This is a genomic window from Desulfomonilia bacterium (genome assembly GCA_036567785.1).
In the GTDB taxonomy this organism is placed as follows: domain Bacteria; phylum Desulfobacterota; class Desulfomonilia; order UBA1062; family UBA1062; genus DATCTV01.
On sequence record DATCTV010000043.1, the window covers coordinates 100,564 to 124,928 of the forward strand.

At 46.2% G+C, this 24,365-nt stretch carries 21 protein-coding genes; 14 read left to right on the forward strand and 7 right to left on the reverse strand.

The window, feature by feature from the left end:
- The first annotated feature begins 39 nt into the window (after window positions 1-39).
- Both VIS94_12660 and VIS94_12665 read left to right on the forward strand, forming a co-directional pair.
- Window positions 40-1,734 (forward strand): thiamine pyrophosphate-binding protein, encoded by a 1,695-nt coding sequence (locus tag VIS94_12660; protein ID HEY9161919.1) that lies wholly within the window; start codon window positions 40-42, stop codon window positions 1,732-1,734.
- Between the two features lie 17 nt (window positions 1,735-1,751).
- Window positions 1,752-3,179, forward strand: a complete 1,428-nt coding sequence (locus VIS94_12665) for an NAD-dependent succinate-semialdehyde dehydrogenase (protein ID HEY9161920.1) — start codon at window positions 1,752-1,754, stop codon at window positions 3,177-3,179.
- 62 nt (window positions 3,180-3,241) lie between these two features.
- Here the strand turns inward: VIS94_12665 and VIS94_12670 are convergent, their stop codons facing one another.
- Both VIS94_12670 and tviB read right to left on the reverse strand, forming a co-directional pair.
- A complete protein-coding gene (locus VIS94_12670) occupies window positions 3,242-4,504 on the reverse strand; it encodes an MFS transporter (protein ID HEY9161921.1) in 1,263 nt (420 codons plus the stop codon).
- Window positions 4,505-4,602: 98 nt separating this feature from the next.
- The gene (gene tviB, locus VIS94_12675; GenBank protein HEY9161922.1) at window positions 4,603-5,856 is read right to left on the reverse strand and encodes a Vi polysaccharide biosynthesis UDP-N-acetylglucosamine C-6 dehydrogenase TviB; all 1,254 of its coding nucleotides are present in this window, start codon (window positions 5,854-5,856) and stop codon (window positions 4,603-4,605) included.
- Window positions 5,857-6,024: 168 nt separating this feature from the next.
- Here tviB and fusA point away from each other — a divergent pair, with 168 nt between their 5' ends.
- From fusA to VIS94_12720, 9 genes are all read left to right on the forward strand, one after another.
- The gene (gene fusA / locus VIS94_12680) at window positions 6,025-8,049 is read left to right on the forward strand and encodes an elongation factor G (protein HEY9161923.1); all 2,025 of its coding nucleotides are present in this window, start codon (window positions 6,025-6,027) and stop codon (window positions 8,047-8,049) included.
- An 8-nt stretch (window positions 8,050-8,057) separates the two neighbouring features.
- Window positions 8,058-8,891, forward strand: a complete 834-nt coding sequence (locus VIS94_12685) for a type II secretion system protein N (protein ID HEY9161924.1) — start codon at window positions 8,058-8,060, stop codon at window positions 8,889-8,891.
- A gap of 56 nt (window positions 8,892-8,947) precedes the next feature.
- Complete coding sequence (locus tag VIS94_12690) at window positions 8,948-10,450, forward strand: AAA family ATPase (protein HEY9161925.1); 1,503 nt, start codon at window positions 8,948-8,950, stop codon at window positions 10,448-10,450.
- Window positions 10,447-11,145, forward strand: coding sequence for a tetratricopeptide repeat protein (locus tag VIS94_12695; GenBank protein ID HEY9161926.1), 699 nt, complete (start codon window positions 10,447-10,449; stop codon window positions 11,143-11,145). The genes VIS94_12690 and VIS94_12695 overlap by 4 nt, the downstream gene beginning before the upstream one ends.
- A 27-nt stretch (window positions 11,146-11,172) precedes the next feature.
- Window positions 11,173-13,422 carry a type II secretion system secretin GspD gene (gene gspD / locus VIS94_12700; protein ID HEY9161927.1) on the forward strand — a complete coding sequence of 750 codons (2,250 nt, stop codon included), beginning with the start codon at window positions 11,173-11,175 and terminating at the stop codon, window positions 13,420-13,422.
- A 37-nt stretch (window positions 13,423-13,459) separates the two neighbouring features.
- Window positions 13,460-15,160: a type II secretion system ATPase GspE gene (gene gspE, locus VIS94_12705; GenBank protein ID HEY9161928.1), complete on the forward strand. Its 1,701-nt coding sequence runs from the start codon at window positions 13,460-13,462 to the stop codon at window positions 15,158-15,160.
- Window positions 15,160-16,518, forward strand: coding sequence for a DNA repair protein RadA (radA, locus tag VIS94_12710; GenBank protein HEY9161929.1), 1,359 nt, complete (start codon window positions 15,160-15,162; stop codon window positions 16,516-16,518). The genes gspE and radA overlap by 1 nt, the downstream gene beginning before the upstream one ends.
- Before the next feature lie 78 nt (window positions 16,519-16,596).
- On the forward strand, window positions 16,597-16,926 hold the full coding sequence (locus VIS94_12715; GenBank protein ID HEY9161930.1) for a hypothetical protein: 330 nt from the start codon (window positions 16,597-16,599) through the stop codon (window positions 16,924-16,926).
- Between the two features lie 69 nt (window positions 16,927-16,995).
- The gene (locus VIS94_12720) at window positions 16,996-17,289 is read left to right on the forward strand and encodes an integration host factor subunit alpha (GenBank protein ID HEY9161931.1); all 294 of its coding nucleotides are present in this window, start codon (window positions 16,996-16,998) and stop codon (window positions 17,287-17,289) included.
- Between the two features lie 90 nt (window positions 17,290-17,379).
- Here the strand turns inward: VIS94_12720 and VIS94_12725 are convergent, their stop codons facing one another.
- Window positions 17,380-17,553, reverse strand: coding sequence for a 4Fe-4S binding protein (locus tag VIS94_12725; GenBank protein ID HEY9161932.1), 174 nt, complete (start codon window positions 17,551-17,553; stop codon window positions 17,380-17,382).
- 133 nt (window positions 17,554-17,686) lie between these two features.
- On the opposite strand from VIS94_12725, the gene VIS94_12730 reads away from it, so the two are divergent.
- Both VIS94_12730 and VIS94_12735 read left to right on the forward strand, forming a co-directional pair.
- Window positions 17,687-18,022 (forward strand): cupin domain-containing protein, encoded by a 336-nt coding sequence (locus VIS94_12730; GenBank protein ID HEY9161933.1) that lies wholly within the window; start codon window positions 17,687-17,689, stop codon window positions 18,020-18,022.
- Window positions 18,023-18,027: 5 nt separating this feature from the next.
- Complete coding sequence (locus VIS94_12735; protein ID HEY9161934.1) at window positions 18,028-18,495, forward strand: YkgJ family cysteine cluster protein; 468 nt, start codon at window positions 18,028-18,030, stop codon at window positions 18,493-18,495.
- Window positions 18,496-18,526: 31 nt separating this feature from the next.
- Here the strand turns inward: VIS94_12735 and VIS94_12740 are convergent, their stop codons facing one another.
- Both VIS94_12740 and VIS94_12745 read right to left on the reverse strand, forming a co-directional pair.
- Window positions 18,527-19,603 carry an LptF/LptG family permease gene (locus tag VIS94_12740; GenBank protein HEY9161935.1) on the reverse strand — a complete coding sequence of 359 codons (1,077 nt, stop codon included), beginning with the start codon at window positions 19,601-19,603 and terminating at the stop codon, window positions 18,527-18,529.
- Window positions 19,600-20,655 (reverse strand): LptF/LptG family permease, encoded by a 1,056-nt coding sequence (locus VIS94_12745; GenBank protein HEY9161936.1) that lies wholly within the window; start codon window positions 20,653-20,655, stop codon window positions 19,600-19,602. The genes VIS94_12740 and VIS94_12745 overlap by 4 nt, the downstream gene beginning before the upstream one ends.
- Before the next feature lie 294 nt (window positions 20,656-20,949).
- On the opposite strand from VIS94_12745, the gene VIS94_12750 reads away from it, so the two are divergent.
- Window positions 20,950-22,299: a S8 family peptidase gene (locus VIS94_12750; GenBank protein ID HEY9161937.1), complete on the forward strand. Its 1,350-nt coding sequence runs from the start codon at window positions 20,950-20,952 to the stop codon at window positions 22,297-22,299.
- A gap of 144 nt (window positions 22,300-22,443) precedes the next feature.
- Here the strand turns inward: VIS94_12750 and VIS94_12755 are convergent, their stop codons facing one another.
- The gene (locus tag VIS94_12755; protein ID HEY9161938.1) at window positions 22,444-23,184 is read right to left on the reverse strand and encodes a sugar transferase; all 741 of its coding nucleotides are present in this window, start codon (window positions 23,182-23,184) and stop codon (window positions 22,444-22,446) included.
- Window positions 23,185-23,261: 77 nt separating this feature from the next.
- The gene (gene wecB, locus VIS94_12760; GenBank protein ID HEY9161939.1) at window positions 23,262-24,365 is read right to left on the reverse strand and encodes a UDP-N-acetylglucosamine 2-epimerase (non-hydrolyzing); all 1,104 of its coding nucleotides are present in this window, start codon (window positions 24,363-24,365) and stop codon (window positions 23,262-23,264) included.

A 24,365-nucleotide genomic window follows, 5' to 3' on the forward strand; every position in this document is an offset into this window, starting at 1 on the left:
TCATTGATTGATGACCGCTGTTTTTTCAGGAGGGGAATTATGTTGCAGTCCATTGGAAATGCGGCCGTTCAAACACTTATAGAATGCGGGGTTGAATATGTGTTCGGCATCCCGGGCGGCGGTGCACTCTTTCTTTATGACGGGCTCTACGAGCACCAGGGCAGGATAAAGAGCATTACAGTCCGCCATGAAGGTGCAGCTTCATGCATGGCCGACATGTATGGCAGGATGACCGGAAAACCCGCGGCCGTTATCGCCCAGGGGGCATGGGCAGTCTCCAACGCCGCCTTCGGCATTCTCGAAGCCTATCTGACCGGTTCACCCATGATAATCATCACCGACACCAGCGACTACGGCGGACTGACACAATTCGGGCCCTGGCAGAACGGCACCGGCGAATACGGGTCTTTCAACCTGCCTAATATGATGCGCTCCATGACCAAGTACACGACTTTTGCAAACAGCCCGGACGAACTGCTGCACGGCATCCGCCTGGCTGTCAAGCATGCCATGACAGGCCGCCCCGGTCCCGCATGCGTCTGCGCCAGGATGAATGTCTTCGCGCAGCAGTTCGATACGGATAAGGCGAATCCCCCGCTTTATCCAGCAGCAGGCCACTTGAATATCATGAAACCATGCATCGATGATGAAACCGCAGGTCGTATCGCAGACATGCTGATAAACGCCTCGGCCCCTGTAATCATAGCGGGATCAGGCATCCACCATTCGAAGGCCCACGAAGAACTGCGGATACTTGCAGAGCTTACCGGCATTCCTGTAGCAACGAGTTATATGGGAAAGAGTGCCATTGCCGAAACTCACGCCCTGGCTCTTGGTACGATGGGCGGCACCGGACAGAAGATAGCGAACGAGAAAATCATTGGAGCAGATATTATTTTCGCAATAGGCACCGGCCTCTCCCCGGAAAACACCATGATGCTCTCCCCTTTTTTCATAAATCCGGCAAAACAAAAGATCATCCAGATGGATATCGAGCCTCTCAATGCAGGCTGGACTTACCCGGTCGAAATCAGCGCCATAACGGACGCCAAGGCAGGCCTCAACAAGATCATCACGGCTTTGAAGAGAAGAAACTTCGGAAAAGACACCTCAGCCTTCATTGATGCGATGAAAAAGAGAAAATCCGAAACAGGGTTCTTCACCTGCCCCGAGTTCATATCGGACGAGTCCCCGATAGCCCCCGAACGCATCGTGCACGAAGTGAACAAGGTGCTCGACGGCGACGCAGTTCTTTGCCTCGATGCAGGGAACAACCGCCAGTGGACGGCGCGCCATTTCATGTCAAAAGGTGCAGGCCAGGTGTTCGCGCCGGGCGGAGCAGGAGGAGTCGGATGGGGCCTTCCGGCTGCCCTGGCAGCACAGCTCGTGAGAAAGGATGCAAAAATCGTCTGCATATGCGGCGACGGCGGGATGATGATGATGCTTCACTGCCTTGAAACTGCCAGACAATATGAGCTGCCTGTCAATTATGTGGTTCTCAACAATGCGGCATTCGGCAACATACTCGACTTCCAGGCACCTGACAGGCGCTATTGCACACAATACCCGGCGCCTGATATAGAAGCATATGCGCGCTCCGCCGGATGCGATGCTTTCAAGATCACAAATCCCGGTGACCTGGCAGATGCACTTAAAACGGCCACCGAAAGCAATAAACCATCGGTGGTAGAAGTCATCACAAAGATCGACTCGCATTTCAAGCTTATGATGTAAAGAAGGAGCTATAGGTCATGGAACATTACCAGGTTTATTTGAACGGAACATGGGTGGACAGTCCCAAAAGAATCTCTGTTATGAACCCAGCGACCGGCGAGGCATTCGCCGATATAGCAACTGTTGACCGAAACCAGGTCCGCAAAGCATTGGGAGACGCCGAAGAAGCCTTTCCGGCATGGTCAGGGCTGCCTGCAATAAAACGGGGTGATTACCTGCTGGCCATAGCCGGGGAATTAACCTCAAGGACAGAGAAGATCGCAAGGGCGATCACCATGGAAAACGGCAAGCCCCTTACCCAGAGCAAAGCCGAGGTCGCCATGACCATAGACCATTTCCGCTGGTTCGCTGAAGAGGGCCGCCGTGCCTACGGCCGATGGGTCCCGAACCAGACCGACAGCAAGCGCCACATAATTATGAAAAACCCTGTCGGAGTCGTGGGTGCAATCGCACCATGGAATTTCCCGCTCATGCTGGCGGCCAGAAAAGTAGGGCCTGCCCTGGCAGCAGGCTGTCCTGTGATACTGAAGCCGTCCAGCCTTACCCCCGTTTCGGCTGTTGAACTTACCAGATGCGTAGAAATGGCTGGCCTCCCGAAAGGGGCCTTCCAACTTGTGGTGGGCAACTCTTCCGAAATAGCCTCCGAGATGCTTGATAATCCCATCTGCCGCAAAGTGAGCTTCACAGGCTCGAGCGCAGTTGGCAAGCTCCTGATAGCAGGTGCAGCGAAAACGTGCACCAGCCTTTCCCTCGAACTGGGGGGAAATGCCCCTTTGATTATCTTCGCCGATGCCGATTTCGACAAAGCTGTCGAAGGCGCCATGACCGTCAAGTTCAGGAACACGGGCCAGTCGTGCGTTGCGGCAAACCGGATATATGTGGAGCGTTCAGTTTACAGCAGGTTCGTCGAAGCATTCGTAAAAAAAGTTAAGGTGATGAAGATAGGAAACGGCCTCGAGCCGGGCATTGACATAGGCCCCATCATAAACGAAGAAGGGCTTCAGACCGCACTCGAATTCATCGACGATGCTTTATCGAAAGGGGCGCGCCTCGTATGTGGAGGAAAGCGCTTGAATGTATCGGGATCTTTCCTTGAACCGGCAGTTCTGACTGATGTTCCTGATACTGCACTATGTATGAATGAAGAGATATTTGCGCCGGTGGCCGTCTTCGTCCCTTTTGATACCGAAGAAGAGGTCCTCGCAAAGGCCAACTCTACCGAGTACGGGCTTGCCGCATATGTATACACAAGCAATTTGAATCGCGGCTTGATGATGTCCGAGAGACTGCAGGCAGGCAGCATTGGTCTCAATGATGCTGTACCGGCTACCAGTAACTGCCCGTTCGGCGGGTTCAAGCAGAGCGGATGGGGACGCGAACTTGGAATAGAGGGCCTGGACGCCTATCTGGAAACAAAGCATATATCCATCGGGGGATTCTGTTGAGGGCCTGAATAAAAAGAGCGGCTTCGGTAAGTACCGAAACCGTTCTTACTACTATTTCTCTATCAGGCTGAGGGCTCAATCAAAGCCTTTTCATCAGCATCTTCCTCAAGCTTGAATCCCTTTGTTTCCGGCAGCAGGAATATCACTATTATTGTAGAAACTATAGGACCCAGAGCCATCAGCGAGGCTGCATTTCCTGTACCGCCGATTTGAACTGCAAGATATCCGACCAAGCCCGGCGCTACAACCTGGGCAAGCCTCCCGAATATGTTATTACCCCAGGCCGAGGCATTGGCCCTTATTCTGGTCGGGAAAAGTTCGTTCGTAAATGATGCGCACAGCACCGTGAATACCCCTATAAAGAATGTCCCGAAAACAAGGGATGCGAATATCAGATAGTACTGTGACATCTGGAATGTGCATACGGTCCCGAGGGTGCCGCAGATGAAAAATATTATCGCGGTTGGTTTTCTTCCTATTGAATCCATAAGCTTGCCGGCCAGGATGTAACCTGCGAATCCGACCAGATATGCAACCGATGTGGTCAGGGATATCATGCCGGGTGTCCACTGGTGGGTATTGACTACATGGTATGAGAAGAAATTCATCGCCGTCGTATAGCAAAGGTAGGAGAAGAACCATAGCAGAGAAACTGATATCATGAACTTGCGGTATTCCGGTTTGAACACTTCGAAAAATTCCGCCTTGTTTTTCTTAGTATCGGCCGCTTTCTGGAAGCTCTGCGTTTCGGTGAAGTTCTTTTTAAGAAGCAGTATGATCAATAATGGAAGGCCTCCCAATACGAAAAGTCCCCGCCATCCAAAAGACGATTTCATCATCAAACCAAGCAGGGCTGAAGGGAAGATCGCCCCAATACCGGCAACAAACTGGAACAATGCAAGACCGCGGCCCCTTGTCTCTGCAGGAAATTCTTCCGCAACAACGATGAAACCTGTCGCCCATTCGGTGACAAGAAACACCCTTGCAAAGAACTGGCAGACGACAAAAAAGTATATATTCGGAGAGAATGCCGTAGCTATGCTCATAATGGCATACAGACAAACCGCCCATATGAAGACGGGCCTTCTCCCTATTTTGTCTCCCATCCTTACGAAGAAAAAAGCCGCCAGGGTTCCGATGGCCACGAGGGTAAGAACAAGACCGGTCGCCTCGACCCCGATATTCATGTCCTTTGCAATATACGGCAGGGTCATGTTTATAACCATCCAGTCAAAACCTTCAAAGAACGAACCGCACATCAGAACAGGCATTATCTTTTTCTGCCTGTCCGTAAGCCTGAATTTAACATTTGCTTCAGATGCCATCTGTATCCTCCATTATTGCATTATTGTGAACTGCCGCCGGTGAAAATAAATTTAATTTAGAATAGTCTTTTTTAATTCATTGCTCAATAATAAAACAGTTACAAAGCCCCGTCTGCCCCGGCAATAATACCCTTTACATCATAAACTACACAGTCCTTGCCCATGAACTTGATAAGGCTCATTTCCTTGAATCTCTGATGGGCAACAGCCGCTACAATGGCATTATATTTTCCAAGTCCCTTTTCAGAAGAAACAATATGAATGCCGTATTCCTCCATAACCTCTTCAGGTTCGGCATAAGGATCATACACATCAACGGCGCAACCGAAATCCTTCAGTTCCCTGATAACGTCAACAACCTTCGAGTTTCTGATATCAGGACAGTTTTCCTTGAAGGTGATCCCCAGAACAAGAACCTTCGCCCCTCTGATGTTGCATCCTTTTTTGATGAGCAGTTTGATTACCTCGGAAGCGACATACGGGCCCATGCTGTCATTGAGTCTGCGGCCTGCAAGGATAATCTGCGGGATATAGCCCAACCCTTCCGCCTTATGTGTCAGGTAATAAGGATCGACCCCTATACAGTGTCCGCCGACAAGTCCCGGTTCAAAGGGCAGAAAATTCCATTTCGTCCTGGCAGCTGCGAGCACATCCCTTGTCCTGATACCCATCTTTGAAAAAATAATGGAAAGTTCGTTTATAAAGGCTATGTTTATATCCCTTTGCGAATTTTCGATGACCTTCGCCGCCTCGGCTACTTTTATTGATGGCGCCTTGTGTGTGCCCGCGGTTATTATCGATGAATAGAGCCTGTCCACGATCGCCGCAATCTTCGGCGTGGACCCGGATGTCACCTTTTTTATTGTGGGAAGCCTGTGCGCCTTGTCCCCCGGGTTAATTCTTTCCGGGCTGTATCCGCAAAAGAAATCCTTGTTGAATTTGAGGCCTGATACACTTTCCAGTACCGGAACACAGTCCTCCTCAGTACAGCCGGGATAAACGGTGGATTCATAAACCACGATATCTCCCTTTGAAAGAACGCTCCCCACCGTTTCGCTGGCCTTCTTGAGCATGGTGATATCAGGCCTGTTGTATGAATCGATCGGTGTCGGCACGGTCACGATATAAATGTTACATGTGCTTATATCTTTTTTATCAAGAGTGAAACTAAGGTGTTTTGCAGGCTTGAATTCTTCAGGTTCAATCTCTCTGGTCCGGTCATAATGACCGGACAATTCCCTGATTCTCTCCGAATTTATATCAAAGCCTACAGTCGGATATATCTTGCCGAATTCCACTGCAAGCGGCAGTCCAACATATCCGAGGCCTATAACAGCAATGCGGTAATCCATTCTCATCCTCCCTTGCAGAATACTCTCAGTCTTCTGATAAAATCGTCGGAATCGAAAAAATACTTTATTCTATTATGATATAAACTCTTATAAACCATATTTTGCTGATGAAATGGACTAGGTATATAGGTTATATCTTGGTATATAATTTTTTAAGGTAAAAAGGGTATGAAACCGGACAGGCTGAGAAAAATTCGAAATATGGGTTTTGTGGCGCACATTGACGCCGGGAAAACCACAGTAACTGAAAGAGTGCTGTTTTATACAGGCCGCATCCACAAGATGGGAGAGGTGCATGACGGCCAGGCGACAATGGATTATCTGCCTCAGGAACAGGAACGCGGCATCACGATAACATCTGCGGTCACCACCTGCAAATGGAATGACCACGAAATTCACATAATCGATACACCGGGACATGTCGATTTCACTATAGAGGTGGAAAGAAGCCTAAGGGTGCTGGACGGCGCCGTCATGATCCTCTGCGGTGTCGGTGGCGTACAGGCGCAGACCGAGACAGTCTGGCATCAGGCGAGAAAATATGAGGTCCCCACACTGGCATTTATAAACAAACTCGACAGGCCGGGCGCCGATTACAGGTCTGTCCTCTCCCAGATAGAAAAACGCCTGGAGATAAAACCGGTCCCGGTACAGCTGCCCTATTATGATGGCGACTCCTTCAGGGGCGTAATCGATCTCCTTCGGATGAAGCAGCTCGTCTGGAAAGATGATGATCAGGGCAGCGAGGTCATCGAAACGGATATTTCCGAAGATATTCTGAGCGAAGCATCGGCGGCAAGGGACCACATGATGGAAACACTCGCTGAACTTGACGATTCTCTGATGGAATCATATCTTTCAGGGGATACAATCAGTGTAAGAACCATAAAAGACGTCATGCGCAAAGCCACGATTGAAAACAGAATCCTGCCGGTGCTTTATGGAGCGGCACTAAGGAACAAGGGCATCCAGCCACTGGTAGATGCAATAATAGACTACCTTCCCTCCCCCAATGATATAAGGCCGCCGCTCGGGCATGACAAAAAGACAGGTGAGATAATCACGATACCATCAGACCCTCAAAGCCCGCTGGTTGCATATGCTTTCAAGGTATACATGGAGGAAGGCAGAAGGCTTGTTTACTTAAGACTTTATTCAGGCGAAATATATACGGGCGATGAGCTGTTCAATACCACGAGGGAAACCTCCGAGAAGGTCGCCCGGCTCTTCATGATGCATGCTCATCACAAGGAGAGGATCGAAAAAGCCGTGGCAGGTGATATCATTGCCGTTGCTGGCCTGAAAGACGCCGTAACCGGTGACACACTGACCATAGGCAATGAAACCCTTGTGCTTGAACCGATAGAAGTGCTCAAACCCGTTATATCAATCGCCATTGAACCAAAAAGCGGAGGAGGAGAAGCCTACCAGAGACTGATGACAACCTCTTCAAAGCTCATGGATGAAGACCCGACGATTAAAGTCAGCGAAGATCCGGATACAGGCCAGGTAATCCTTGCAGGCATGGGCGAACTTCATCTTGAAATTGCCGTGGACAGGCTTAAAAACGCCTTTGGAATCGATATAAATGTTGGGAACCCGCAGGTACTTTACTGCTCAAGTATAACAGGACAGGCCGATGGAGAATCGATGTTCAGCAAAAAACTGGGAGACACTCTCCATTCCGGTCATGTCACACTCCATGTCTCCCCTGCCAGAAGAGGTACGGGAAACACGTTTGATATTATTCCCGATATGAATGACCAGCTGAAATCTTCAATCCTTCTCGGGCTTGAAGAGGGCTGTCTGGCCGATCCTGTTAACGGTTACAACATAGTTGATGTTGCAGTTCAGGTAAAAAAAGTTATTATAACAGATGAGACGACCGGACAGGGAATGAAGATAGCCTCGCAAATGGCTCTTCAGGAAGCGGTTAAAAATGCAGGTATCCTTGTCCTTGAACCGGTTATGGATATCGAGGTTATGGTTCCTGAGGAATATGTCGGAGATGTTGTGGGAGACTTGAGCTCTCGCAGAGCGAACATCGAGGGAGTTGTAATAAAAGGTAAATATCATTGCATAAAGGCATATGTTCCATTATCAAGGACAGTCGGATACTCCACTCAGTTGAGATCCATGAGCAGAGGAAGGGGCAGCTATAATATGAAATTCTTCCGTTATGACAATTTGTGAGGTCAGGTATGCTTAATCGCTACAAATGGGTTATACCTGTTGTATTCATAACTCTTTTTGCCTGGGTTATCGTAGGAATAATCATGAGTGTCAGCGGACGGCTTCTGTTCGTAATGCCCGGTCCGCCCAAGCACAGTGAAGTAATCGTAAAAACACCGAAAAGACAGCCTGCACCACTTTCATCCTATGACATCATAAAAGAAAGAAAGCTGCTCGGTTCAATCTCCGCAACTCCGCAAGGAGCCCTTACAGGTGATGACAGAGACCGTCCGATCGCCGCACTGGGACTTTTATTGAAAGGCACCATCGCCGGATCGGAACTTTACAGCAGGGCTATTATTGAAGACAAGGGCAAACAGCAGATATATAAAATAGGTGATTCGGTATCGGGAGCAAGCATCATCGGAATCTTCAGAAACAAGGTAATCCTTATGTTGAACGGCCAGGAACAGATGCTCGTCCCGGAGGAGAAAACAGATAAGAAAGGCCAGAGAGGCGGCCCTGCATCAGGTCCGGCAATATCAATACCCAGCATGGCAGATGGCGGAGATATGTCGGCAGTCATGCAGAATATGGAACAGCTCCTTGGAAATGCACGGGTTGTCCCCTATTACAAAGGAGGGGAACCTTATGGTTTCAGGGTAACCAACGTTGAGAACAATTCACCGCTCTTCGGCCTTGGCGTACGTTCGGGAGATGTAATTAAATCGGTTAACGGAACACCCGTGAAATCATCTGAAGACGCAATGAAGTTATACCAGAACATGCAGAATGTATCCTCGGCAAACATCGAGCTTGAACGCCATGGTGTGACAACTTCCGTTAACATACCTTTGAAATAACTGTTCATATTCCAGGAGATATCGGGATTATAAAAAAAATATCGGGGCAATGGTAAATGTTTGAGAAATATTTCGGCCTTACTGAAAATCCTTTCAATCTTACACCTGACCCCAAATATCTCTTTTTTTCAAAAGTCCATAAAGAAGCACTTTCCCATCTGAAATACGGTATCGATGAAAAAAAAGGCTTCGTTCTGATTACCGGTGAAATCGGCGCGGGCAAAACCACACTTTGCCGGGTTCTGCTGACAACATTGCCGGATACCATAAAAACCGCCCTGATACTGAATCCCACACTGTCCGATATTGAACTTCTGCAGACGATAAACCAGGAATTCGGCATCAGCTCGACAAGTTCTTCAAAAAAGGCTCTGCTTGACGAATTGTATGGTTTTCTCCTTGATGTCAGGGCAGACAACAAAAACGCGGTGCTGATAATTGATGAATGTCAGAATCTTTCCACTGATGTGCTCGAACAGATCAGAATGCTTTCAAATCTTGAGACAGAGAAGGAGAAGCTTCTCCAGATAGTCCTCATAGGACAGCCTGAACTGAAATCAATGCTGTCAACCCCGAGCTTGAAACAGATAAACGACCGCATCACTGTAAGATACCACATGGGACTTCTTAATAAACCTGATACAAGAGATTATATCAGACACAGACTTATAATATCAGGCTCTCATGGCGATATAAAATTCTCCAGGGCCGCGCTGAACAGGATCTACAAATTTTCATCAGGGCTTCCAAGAAGAATCAATTCGGCATGCGAGCGTTCGCTTCTCATCGCATTTACAAAAGGGACAAGTTCAATAACCGGTCCCATTGCCCGTCAGGCAATCGGAGAGATTACAGGAGAGAGTACAGGAGCTGCATATTTCAGAAAGGCCCTTGCCGTTGCTGCGGTACTCGCAATTATTGCCGGTGTGATGTTCTTCTGGAAGCCTTTGCTGTCTCTTATCGACGAAAAAACCGGCATGGCGAAACCAAATGAAGAAATATCCCTGACCCGGCAGCCCGATGTAAGGACTCCTGGCCCTCCGGCTTACGACTGGATCATGAAGGATTATAAAACTGCGATAAACTCCCTTGAACAGCTCCCGGAAAACGCCGGGGCAATTTCTGTTCTGAACCTTCATCCGCCCTTTGATTTTCTCAAGAGCATCTCGAAACCTTTTGCCGCTTCAGTATGGGGGGGCTATGTCATTGCAGAACGTATCGATAATAATACTGCCGAGCTGATAAAAGCGGACGGAAGCAGGATAAATATCCCCTTAAAAAACTTTTCAGATATATATCAGGGCCATGCGTTTATGATATACAAGAAAAATCCCTCAGGAAATATTTTCGGTAAATCATCAAAAGGGAACGGTGTTAAAAAAGTACAGGAAAAACTTAAAGAACTGGGATATCTATCTAACGACCCGAATGGTGTTTACGATAATGAAACTTATGAGGGCATAAAAAAACTGCAGGGAAAATGCGGTCTGACAGAGGACGGTATTGCCGGCACCGAGACATTGACCCTGATTGATATGCTCAAAGGTGAAAAGATATGAGTTCCATATATGAAGCCCTGAAACGGGTTCAAAACGAAGATAACAGCACATTGCCCCTGACCGACAAACCGAAGGGCTGGAACACCCCGAAGAACTGGGCGATTATTATCGTTGCGGTAACTCTCAGTTCGCTGGTTACCATGGGTATATATTCTTATGTCTCGACAAATCTCTTAAATAAGAACATCCAGAGCAGACTCAAGAACAATCATTCACAGGCACCGTTAAAACCCGAAACCATTCAGAAAAAAGAGGCCCCGGCGGCTCAAATAATACATAAGGCTGAAGCAGCAGTTCAGGACCCCCTGGCAAGTGCTCCTGACAAAAGCAGAGATGAATATATACAAACTGCAAATCAAAGTTTTGAAAAAGGTGACCTCGATAAAGCAATTTCCATTTACAAGGAAGCTCTGGGTGTTTATAAAAATGATGCGGGTCTGATAAACAACCTTGGAGCAGTCTTGTTGGCAAAGTCCGATTATGACAGTGCAATAAAGTATTTTAAAATTGCAATTCAGTGCTCGAAAGGTAATGTTGAACCGGTATATAATCTCGCCTGCGCCTATGCAAAAAAAGGAGACAGTACCTCTGCCTTGAAAGAGCTTAGAAAGGCGCTTGAGATGAACAGGAAGGATGTCAGAAAATGGGCAAAGGATGATCCTGATCTCAAAAGTCTCAAAGGTAAATGGGACTAGAGTGATGATAATCGTTAAGGGGGAGAAATGAAAACTGTACGATTTTTGGTGATACTGATTATGATTACACTGTTTTCGATAGGCAGTACATATGCCGCGAGAATGGTGGATAAAAACTCGACAGTTTCAACAGCACCAGTCGATGTCAAACAACAGGGGAAAGCCGTACAAAAAGAAACAACGAATACACCCGATGAAGAGGTTTTATCAGCCAAGGACTTCAGTTCTTCCGCTTCCGACACGAACAAATCTGAAGCCAGGAAAGGCACAAAGAATACAAAGGGCAAAACACAGTATGTAACAATGGATTTTGACGGCATGGATATCAGCATGCTGGTGAAATTCATTGCCGATATCACCAAGAAAAACTTCATCATCGATAACAATGTGACAGGAAAGGTCAGTGTCGTTTCCCCCCGCAAAATGACAATTGACGAGGCCTATAAAGTCTTCGAGAGCATCCTGGAGGTAAACGGATATACGACTGTCAAAACCGGCAATATAATAAAGGTGGTGAAATCAGCGGACGCAGTCACCAAAGGAATTGAAACGCAGACTTCAATATCGACATCTGTCCAGGACAAGCTGGTTACACAGATCATACAATTGAAGTATGCCGATGCCGAAGACATTAAAAATCTCATTACTCCCCTTATTTCAAAAAGCAGTTCGCAGATAATGTCATATCCACAGAGCAATATCCTCATAGTTACCGATACCATCTCAAATTTAAAGAAAATCATGGAAATATTGAAGGTGATCGATGTCAAAGGAAATGCTCAGGATGTCAAGATACTTCGTCTTGAGCATGCCTCTGCAACCGACCTTTCAAACAAACTGAACCAGATACTGTCAGGTTCCGCCGTTGATCCCAGCACAAGGGCGATATCAAAACGCATGCCCGGGGCAACTTCATCGAAAGAACCTGCAAAGATCCTACCTTACGAGAGGACAAATTCATTAATAGTTGTAGCAAATGCACAGGACATGAAAGACATTTCAGCACTGATCACAGAGCTGGATATCCCTACACCAAGCGGAAAAGAAGATATCCATGTCTATTATCTGCAGAATGCGACCGCTGAGGATGTGGCAAAGGTATTAAGCGGAATGCCTTCCATTACAAGCCCCGACGCTTCAGCAAAGGCCGGCTCCAACGTCCAGCAAAATATTGCCATGTCGAGCACATCTAGTCAGCAGCAGAATTTCAAGATTTCTCCCGACAAATCGACCAACTCCCTTATCATATTTGCCGATCCCTACACCTATGAAAACATTGTTGAAACAATCCGTTATCTTGATATTCCCCGCAAACAGGTATTCGTCGAAGCATTCATCATGGAAGTCAATACCAACTACGATTTCGAGATCGGTGTTCAGTGGTCTTTCTTTAATTCCTTTAAATATGACAGCGGCAAAAAAACAGGGGGATGGTTTGCCAGGACAGGTGACACATCGATAGCATCATTAAGTGACCTGCCGGCAGGACCGCTTCTCGGTGTTATCGGTCAGGCGATCACAATAAACAAGGGCGATACGTCGATAACACTGCCCAACATGGCCTCATTCATAAATGCCGTAAGCAGTGATAAGGACATACACATAATTTCCAAACCGCAGATAATCACTATGGACAACAAACAGGCCGAAATAAAAGTCGGCAAGAATGTTCCCTATATTACAAGAGAAGATACAGACTCTACAAATATCAACAGAACGGTCAGGACATACGACTATCGCGATGTCGGTGTGACACTGAAAATCACACCGCAGATAAACCAGGAAGGCGGCGTCAGAATGGATATATTCCAGGAGATAACAACACTTGTCCCTGGCACCGGCGAAGATAAATATGCTCCCACAACATTCAAACGTTCAGCCACAACTACAGTATCGGTTAAAGACAGCGAGACAATGGTTATAGGGGGGCTTATAGGAGACAGCCTGACAGTCGGTAACGCCAAGGTTCCCATGCTCGCCGATATTCCTCTGATCGGTTATCTGTTCAAAACAGTCAACCGCTCACGTGAAAAAACAAACCTTTATATTTTTATAACGCCAAGGGTAGTTGACACCATCGAAAAGTCGGATGACCTCTATAACAAGAAATACGGCGAAGTAAAGGCTGTTGAGACCAAACTGAGGCAACAATCACCTGACATGTCCAAGACCGAGGAAGCCCCACCCATACCAAAAAATCCTGAATCAAAGGAACAGGCCGCTCCTCAGGTAAACGTGAAAGAACCGGATGTTAAGATAGAGCAGAAAAGCAATTGATATGCTTAACAGGCATGATGACAAGGGGTGAATCTTAATGAGAATACCAAGCCTTGAGCAGGTAGTTATCTCGCAGAATCTTGCAAATGAAGAAGCACTTCAGAAGGCGCTGCTGGCTCAGAAACAGAAGGGCGGCTCTCTAAAGGACGCGCTTGTCGATTCAGGCGCTGTCAATGATGTCGAACTGCTCAAAGCCATATCCAAAGCATGGGGGATCGAATTCATGCACATGCTCGGTGACCTTGAGGTTGACCCTGCAATACTTGACAAACTGCCGGTCACTTTTCTCAGACGCTATAATATGGTGCCTTTCAAATGGCAGGGGGATACGCTGATAGTTGCAGTGAATGACCCCATGGATCAGGACCCATTCTTTGACATAGGCAAGGAAATGTCTGCCAGAGATATAAAGCGCATCCTGGCAACGAAGCAGGAGATCCATTCAGCCATAAACCGGCTCAATGACATGAAAAACGAAAGCGCTCAGGATATCGTCGAGGATATCCGGGAAGAAGAGGAAGAGGATCTCCTGACAGATATAGAAAATATCCAGGATATAAGCGTCATGGAAAGCGACGCCCCGATAATCAAGCTGGTGAACAGACTCATGATGCAGGCCTTCCGGGAAAGGGCATCGGATATTCACGTCGAACCTTATCAGTCCGAGGTCAGGATACGATTCAGAGTCGACGGAATCCTGCATGATGTATTGAGCCTCCCCAAACGCATCCAGTCGGCAGTCATTTCACGAATAAAGGTCATGGCGAATCTGAACATTGCAGAAAAACGCCTGCCACAGGATGGAAGAATAGGAATCAAGCTTGGAGACCATTCCGTTGACCTGCGTGTCTCTACGGTCCCGACGGCAAACGGCGAACGGGTTGTAATGAGAATCCTGGACAAGTCCTCGGTGCTCTATGGACTTGAAGAACTTGGCTTCTATCCTGATGACATGGAAATTGTGAACATGCTGCTCAAGCAGGAACATGGCATTGTCCTTGTAACCGGCCCTACAGGTTCCGGCAAGACCACATCACTGTATTCAATGCTAAGCAAAATCAACTCTCCGGAGAAGAATATCCTGACAATTGAGGACCCGATTGAATATCAGCTGAAGGGTATCGGACAGATACCGGTCAATACTAAAGTAGGCGTCACATTCGCTTCCGGGCTCAGGTCAATAGTCCGCCAGGACCCGGACATAATCCTGGTCGGTGAAATCCGAGACCTGGAGACCGCCGAAATCGCCATTCAGGCCGCACTGACAGGACATCTTGTCTTCTCAACTCTGCATACAAACGATTCCGCAACTGCTATTACACGCCTCATAGACATGGGCATTGAACCTTTTCTTGTTACCTCATCCGTTAATGCAATCGTCGCACAAAGGCTTTGCAGAAAGATATGCACCGATTGCCGCCAGCCCTATTACCCGGAAAGCGAGAGCCTCCTGGAAATCGGGCTTGTCAGAGAAAAACTGCTCTCTGAAGGCCACTTGTACAGGGGTGCCGGCTGTATGGAATGCCTCAATACAGGCTATAAAGGCAGGATCGGCATTTATGAAATCCTTGTGATGAGCGATTCGATGAAATCAACAGTCCTGAAGACATCCGATGCGAATGATATTAAAAAACAGGCAATTGAAGAAGGGCTTCATACGCTGAGAGAAGACGGTGCAAGAAAGGTGAGTGACGGCGTCACCACTATAGAAGAAGTCATAAGGGTCACTCAGCAATAATGGCAAAAGCCAGACAGCTCTTCAGGTGTTCATCATGTGGAGGCACATCTGACAGATGGTCGGGCAAATGCAGCCAGTGTTCGGAATGGAATACACTGGAAGAGATCTTCGTTGAATCAGGTACCATCAATTCAAGTCCGCCAAGGGATACCGTACCGCTGCCCTTTGATGACATTACAGGCCAATCCCTTATGCGCCTGCCAACAGGTATTCCGGAACTGGACAGGGTTCTCGGTTCGGGTATTGTCGACGGCTCACTGGTGCTGATCGGCGGGGACCCAGGAATAGGCAAATCCACATTAATGCTGCAAATGGCGCATCATCTTTCATCTTCCAGAAAAGTGCTCTATGTCAGCGGGGAAGAATCGGCTGTCCAGTTGAAAATCCGGGGAGAAAGGCTTGGCGTGAAAGGCAGGTCCCTCCTTATCTATGCTGAAATCATGATGGAAAAGATAGCGGAACAGATCAAGGCCGTTTCCCCGGATATTATCATAATAGATTCCATACAATCCGTGTTTTCATCAAAAATCGAAGCAGCCCCCGGTAGTGTGGCGCAGATCAGGCATTGTGCGGGTATACTCATGGGTATCGCCAAGGCTACAGGAATTCCGGTTTTTGTGATAGGACACGTAACAAAGGACGGCTGGATAGCAGGCCCAAAAATGCTTGAGCACCTCGTGGACACAGTCCTTTATTTTGAAGGCGACTCCACCGGTGCATACAGGGTTCTCAGGGCGGTAAAAAACAGGTTCGGCCCTTCCGGCGAAATCGGCATTTTTGAAATGAAGGAAACAGGTCTCGCCAGTATAAGCAACCCTTCAGGAATCTTCATGGGCCTGGGCGGCAGACTATCCGGCAGTTCAGTCATGCCTGCAATTGAAGGCAGCAGGGTTTTTCTGGTGGAGATCCAGTCCCTTGTTAGCAAAACCACATTTTCAATGCCTAAACGGATTTCAATCGGCATCGATCCGTCACGGGTATCCGTCCTGCTGGCTGTTCTGGAAAAAAGAAGCGGCATGTTCATCTCCGGCTCTGATGTCGTAGTTAATGTTACATCAGGAATAAAGGTAATGGAACCCGCAGCCGATCTTGCTGTTGTAATGGCTGTAGCTTCAAGCTCACTCGACAAGCCTCTGCCTCAAGGATTCATCTGTCTGGGTGAAATAGGACTCAGCGGAGAGATCCGACCGGTCAGTCAGATAGAAATAAGGATGAAGGAAGCAAAAAGACTTGGTTTTACAAGAGCGCTTATTCCAAAGGCAAATTCCGAATCGATAATAAAATCCAGAGGAATTGAGATCACAGCTTTATCCCATCTGAGCGAGGCGATATCGGTTATCAGAAAAGTTTCCAATTGATTATGTATTCTTATAAATGAAATTATTATTAAATTTCTCTGCATAATCAGCCGATATAGATATGAGGAGAAACAATCCATGCGAAGGTATAATCTTTATTCAACAATGCCTGACACAGGAAGGTTCGAACTAATTAAAGATGTTTCATTCAACAGAGGAAACCAGGAAACAACATACTGGGCGGAATGCTTTACATGGGAGGATCTGAAAAAGTTGGTGCCCTACCTGAAAAAATTAGGATGGAAGCTGACTGTCGAGCCTGTTGATGAAGACGACCTTTATGGGAAAATGCATATCTACTCCTTTACCTGTGGAATCAACAGCGATGCACAGATAATAAGCATCTGCGGAATCAGAGTTATTCTGGCAAGGGACATCATTATTACCAGAAAACAAAAATCTTATTAAATCCAAGCTATTGACATAAAACTATTTCGCATTATTCTAAGATAATAATAATTTTTAGGGGAGAGATAGATGGGTACATTGACCAAGAATGTAATTATTGATGAAATTGTTTCATCAACGGGACTTTCCAGAAAAGAAGCTTCGGAAGCTATTGAGACCCTGCTCGATATCATCAAACTCCAGCTTGAAAAAGGCGATGATGTCTGCATCTCAGGATTCGGAAAATGGAAAGTCCGAAAGAAAAATTCCCGGAGAGGAAGAAATCCGCAAACAGGTGACGAGATAACAATAACACCTAGAAATGTAGTAACTTTTTCTCTTTCGAATGTTTTGCGGGCAAAGCTGACTGAATCAGCGAAATAATTAACCGGGAATAAACTGTTAAGGCAGCAACCTTATTCAAGATTGCTGCCTTATCATCTAAGAGAATTTCTGACTACTGTCGAACGTTTCTTACTTTTCCGCTTCTATAGCTTCTGTAGGGCATACATCAGCACAGGCGCCACAGTCCGTACAAAGTTCCGGATCGATGACATATTTATCATCACCTTCACTTATCGCGTTGACAGGACATTCATCAACACAGGTACCACATGATATGCATTCGTCCGTTATCTTATGTGCCATGATAATCCTCCTTTCGTTGTGAGAAATTAGCTATCGGAATTATCCTCAAAATGCAATTGGTTTTTTTCATTATTCCAACACCCTTGACCCGTACATCACAGGCATGTAAGCTGAACAACGGAGGAAAATAAATATGAACTATCACAATCTCAAAGACTCACCCGAAAAAGAAATACTAAAGGGATATCTGGCGAAATATGTCCATACATCTAACATGACAATACAATACTGCAACATTGCTTCCGGCTCGCCGATGCCTGAACATTACCACCCGCATGAACAGATATGCATGGTGATAAAAGGAAAGTTCGAAATGAACCTTGACGGTGAAAAGATCCTCCTCGGAGAGGGTTCAGTACTTGTCATTCCGCCTAACATGAAGCATTCAGGCATGCCCCTGACAGACTGTTATATCATTGATGTATTCCACCCGAGACGGGATGATTTTGCAGCGGCCGGAAATAAGTAAAAAACATGACAGAATACAGACACAGAAAATATTTCTTTGATGATGGAATCCGGTTTGATTGCATCCGGTGCGGTAAATGCTGTAATGGTGCTCCGGGGATAATCATTGTACTGGACAATGAGATAGGACCGATTGCTGATTTTCTGGAACTCGACAGGCAGGTGTTTATCGAGCGATGCCTGTATCCCTATCTTGATAATTTCAGCATAAGGGAAGATGATACAGGAAGGTGCATCTTCTTTGAGAACGGTTGTTCGATATATCCCCTCAGACCACTTCAGTGCAGGACTTTTCCATTCTGGTTCACGAACCTTCGATCCGAGACGGAATGGGCTCAGGTTCTGAAATCATGTCCGGGAACAGGCAAAGGGAGGCTTTATTCAAAAGAAGAAATCCTTGATATTGTCATGGCGACATTCAGTCTTTATAAACCGTTCTGCCATGCGCTCGGTCTGGATGACTACAGACCCTGATGTCTATCTGATTTTTTAAAGATTTTTTCTGTTATCCGTAAGCGCCTCTTTTGACAGTGATGAATATTACCCCGATCCCGAGCGCTGCAATATTGGCTGCCCAGCTTGATACAACCGGATTCATATATCCGGACATCCCCAAAGAGACCATTCCCGAATGAAAGGCCCAATAGGAAAGGGCGAAAACAAGTCCGAGGGCAATGCCTCTGGCTATTCCGCCTGTTCTGGGAAACCTCATGCCGAAAGGAAGAACAAGAATAGTCATGATGAGAGGTGCAATTACAAAACTTATCCTGCTGTGAAAATATGTTTCCACATTTTTTGAACTCAGTCCGTCTTTTTTGATCTGCGCAATGTAATGCCACAGCTCCGGTATTGTCAGGACTTCAGGTTTAGGCCTGGCCATAAAAAGGTCTTGGGGGTTACTCTTGAGAGGGAGCAGATTATCGCCCTTGACTGCCGATATTCCTTTATCAGAGAAGCTGTACCTGCTGACCCCCGTAGCAATCCAGGATTTCCCGTCCCATTTCGCCTTGTCCGCTTTCAAAACACCAGTCAGTCTGCCTTCATTCAGGCTGTAACAGGAGATCTTTTCCATGGATTCGCCATCGATGTCCAGCAGTTCAACATAGTAAATATAATCGCCGTCCCTGAACCGGCTTCCGTGGACATCGAATGAACCCTTAATCCCCTCGGTATCGATTTTGAATTTTTCAATCTTCTCGGCCTCCCTCTGGGCAACGGGATAAAAATAGAACGACAGAAATGACATGACACCGACTGCTATTATCCCCATGCAAAGGTACGGCAGATAAATTCTCCATACCGGAACAGAACATGACTGCATGGCAATCGTCTCTACATGTCTTGAAAATAGTGCCTGGGCTGCTAGGATACCGAGACAAAGCGAAAACGGCAGAACCAGATAGATCATCTCGGGAAGGCTTAAAATCATGAATGTGAATACAAGGGAACCCTGTGCCTGGCTTCTTGAAAACATTGACATGTTCCCGATAAAATTCGCCATGAATATCATCCCGGAAAGACTCACAAGCGCGCCTATCCACATGATGAATGCCTTTTTGAATATATAGTTGAAGAGCGTCATTTCACTGGCCTTTTCTGATATATGGACCTGACAATCCAGACAATACCAATTATCGCGCAAAACACTATATTGGGTATCCATGCACCCAGTACAGGATCAATACTTTCCGCTTTTACAAGCCTGTCTGTCATTATGAAAACAAAATAATAAGCAATAACAGCAGATATACCTATTATAAAACCTCCATATTTCGACGCCCTCGGTTTTCTGTAGCCGAAGGTTATGCCGACAAACCCGAGGATCAGACTCAGGACAGGAAATGAATATCTGTTGTAGTATTCTTTTATCCATTTGGGATCGGGATCCTCTGTAATAAGCTTTTTCAGCTCCGGCTGTGATGCCGTCTCCCAGGTCTTTATCCCCAGCTCTCTTGTCAGATTGAAATTGAGCACAAAATCATATTCATCAAAGGTGATATATCTTACAACCTTGTCCTTCTGCATAAACAGGCTGCCGTTATACAGTTTGAGAACAACCTTCGAATCCCCCATGCCGACTTCGCCCTTTTCCGCCGTCACAACATATGGTGTACTGCTTTTACTCTCGATAAATATCTGCTTGAGTCTTTTATTTTTCTGATCAACAGATCCAACATAAAAGGTTATCCCTCTGAACGAATCGTCAAAATCCCTTTCCTTAATGAAGGAATATATTTTCTGGGGCGCTTCTTCAACCAGCCTTTTCTGGATTGTCTCCATGGAAAGCGGCCCAAGCCATATAGAGATAATTATGTTTACAATCATGCACAGTACGGAAAACCATATGATAGGCATATTGATTGTTCTGCTCTTTACGCCGCATGCCTTAAGGGCAATTATCTCAGAATCTGAAGAAAGTTTTTCGAGCATAATCAGGATACTGAAAAGAAATGCCATAGGTACGACAAATCTCCCTACAGGCACAAATGCAAGAAGCATCAGATCAGCATCTTCAAGAGAAATAAACCTTCCCATCTGCACCCACTGGACAATAAGCATCACGCAAAAGAGAACGGCAAGTGCCCCCAGGAAGGTTTTTATAATATTATAAGTTATATATCTCTGGACCAGCATACAGAATTTCTTATATCCGTGAATTCAGGTTATGTCCATCTGCTTGATTTCATATCTAAACGATTTTTTTGTTATTTTCATTTCTGAAGATTACTCATTACGATTTGAATATTGCACACCGTAATCCAGATTACAATCATGTGATCATTGTAACCGAAATGAAGGAATATCAACACCAGGATGTTGTTCTATCATATTGTTTTTACATTATATTTTATAATTCATCTGACTTTGGCACATATGGCACCCGCATTGCCCTTACTTATTCGGATTCAGAACAAAAAGGGGGGCAACATGAAAGGACCGAAAACATTTTTTGCAGCAGCAATTCTCATGGCACTAATTGGTACTCCCGTTTTCTCAGCCGACTACAAACAGGGAGAAGTAATTGTCAAATTCAAATCCGCTTCACCGTTCATGAGCGCTGAAGCAGGGGCTCCTGCAGCCTACGCAGTTGCTGTGGATGACACACAAAAGGCAATCGAGGAACTCAATGCCAGGGACGATGTCGAGTATGCCGAGCCTAATTATATAATTAAGGCGGATGAAATACCTTCAGACTGGCCATATTCCTCTTCAGAATGGAAAGATGTGAGCCTGCCAAACGCATGGACCTATGTTTCCACCCATTCAGCCAATGCAAAGGTCAGGATAGCGGTCGTGGATTCCGGTGTCGACCTTCACCATTCGGAACTTGCTGATGTCCTGATTCCGGGTTACGATTTTGCAAATGATGACAGTGAGCCGGAAGACGATGCAGGCCACGGCACCAGAGTCACCGGCATAATAGGTGCAAAAGGCAATAACAACATCAAAGCCTGTGGAGTTGCATGGAACAGCAGCATAGAAATCATGCCGCTCAAGTTCATGAAGCTCAATGGATCAAGCACAACAGGTTATACCTCTGATGCAATAGAGGCAATCAATTATGCAGTAAACAACGGGGCCAGGATAATAAATGCCAGCTGGGGATTCGATTCATATTCCCGTTCGCTTGAAGACGCCATTAACTATGCAAGGAGCAAAGGCGTCCTTTTCATCTGCTCGGCCGGAAATAATTCGACGAACAACGATGAGGTTGCACACTATCCCTCAAACTATAAAATCGACAACATAATAGCGGTTGCAGCAATGAACAGGTATGGCGAACTGGCCAGCTTTTCAAATTACGGGCACTACAGCGTCCATGTTGCCGCACCGGGAAGCAGCCTTACAACTACCGACCTGAATAATTCCATTACATCCTATGCATCAGGTACTTCATTCGCTTCACCTTTCGTAGCAGGAATCGCCGCAATGGTGTTTTCGGAAAATCCATCAATCGGCTATTCCGAGGTCAGGACGAGAATAATCGAAGGTTCGATTATTGATTCATCATACTCAGAAGAGTTGAACATGAGCGGCGGATGCGTAAATGCCTACAATGCCCTTATGGCTATCAAGAATCATGACATGGTTGACAGTTCTTCCTGGAACGCTCCGGCAGCGGCAAGTGTTGATGATGAAGAAGCGTCGAGCGAAAGCGGAGGCAAGGGCTGCTTTATCGAGACGACAACATGTTCGCATGCCTCAGGCCTCCTGATGATGATATTAATTTCGATGGTCCTGTTCCCGGTGGTTGCCTTCAGGCTGCGCAGGGAATAATCCATACCCCCCCATGCCCTTCCGGTGGTCGGAAGGGCATGCCCCCCCAATTTACAGGGCGGGAGACTCCAAGAAAATAAAAGAACCGGCGGAAATCATATCCGCCGGTTCTTTTATACTTAAAAAGAAATTCTATTGTCCTATTCAGTTATAGTCTGAAACTCCTATTTTTGCATCATTGCTCTTTTTTAGTACGGGAGAAACAAATTCTGCACCAGTGACAGAGTCATCTGATCTGAACTTCCATTGTTCATAATATTTCGCTTTCCTGCTGCCTGTAAACTCGACCATGGTTGCGCATCCTGGATGCTTGATTCCTTCTCTTATAAGAATCTTCCATATAGTTATAAACGCTATCTTGACATCCAGCCAGATACTCCAGTTTTCAAGATACCAGGAATCAAGTTCGAATCTCTTCTCCCAGGTAAGTGTATTACGGCCGTTAATCTGAGCCCAGCCTGTTATTCCGGGTTTTATATTAAAAACCTTTTTCTGCTCGTCTGACAGCAGTTCCCAGTATTTCTCCATCTGCGGCCTGGGCCCTATTGCGCTCATTTCACCTTTGACAACATTGATGAATTGAGGAAGTTCATCAATACTGAATGACCTTAAAAAATCCCCGAATGGGGTCAATCTGTCCTTATCCGGAAGCAGATTTCCGTTTTCATCATATAAATCAAGAAGCGTCTTGAATTTATAAAGGGTAAATATCCTGCCGTTCATGCCCGGCCTGTCCTGCTTGAAAATAACGGGCGAACCGATTTTGAATTTGACAAGCAGGGCGACAACCAACATCAATGGCGAAAGGATAATCAATACAGGTATCGATATCATTAAATCCAGAAGCCTTTTTAATATATACCCTACCCCATGAACTGATGGCATTTTTCACTGACTCCTTGATTATATGAACAAAATTATTAATTTTTTTTATAATAATACCTGATGCCGATTTGTCAATTTTATTCTAAAAAATTATTCAAAGATAAACATATTGTTTCAGCTATGCGCTTCCCTGAAAAACCGTCCCAGAGCTGCGGAATTGAGCCTTTTCTTACGTTGCCCGTGATAATATTATCAACTTCCGATTCAAGCTTTTCCATGTCCCTGCCAATTAAAATGTTTGTTCCTGAAGTTACAGTTACCGGCCGTTCCGTGTTTTCCCTGACGGTCAGGCATGGAACACCCAGGAATGTAGTCTCTTCCTGTATTCCGCCGGAGTCGGTTATCACTGAACTTGCCTCGGACTGAAGGACAAGGAACTCAATGTAGCCGATTGGCTCAATCAGTTTAATGGTATCTGATATTCTGATTCCTGGAATTCCGGCAATCCTTTTTCTGGTCCTTGGATGGACAGGAAACAGGACTGGTATCTTTCTGCTTATATTATTGAGCGCATATATTATCCTGCCGAGCATATCGGGATCGTCGACATTTGACGGCCTGTGCAGGGTCACCATGACATATCCCTTCCTTTGTATCTGATACTTACCGGATTCCTGAGGCCACAGCAGTTTCGCTTCAGGCAACAGTCTGATCAGGGTGTCTATCATTACGTTCCCGACCATATGAATTTTTCCGGGGCTGACCCCTTCACGTATAAGATTTTCATTCCCGTCCTGTGACGGGGTAAACAGAACATCGGCGAGAGAATCAGTGACAATGCGGTTTATTTCTTCCGGCATTGTCCTGTCAAATGACCTCAGTCCGGCTTCTACATGGGCGAGCTTTATATGCTGCTTCGCGCAGACGAGCGAGGCTGAAAGGGTTGAATTTACATCACCATAGACAAAAACCATGTCAGGTTTAAGTTCGCTGAAAATCTTTTCGAGTTTTATCATTATCTGACCGGTCTGAAACGCATGCGAACCTGAACCTGTCCCAAGGTTTATATCCGGCCTTTTCATACCCAGCTGAGAGAAGAATATATCGCTCATATTGGCATCATAATGCTGGCCTGTATGGATAAGCGTCTGTTCGATGCCTTTCATATCATTTATCGCCCTCATAACAGGGGCCGCTTTCATGAAATTGGGCCTTGCTCCCACTATATGGATAATATGCAT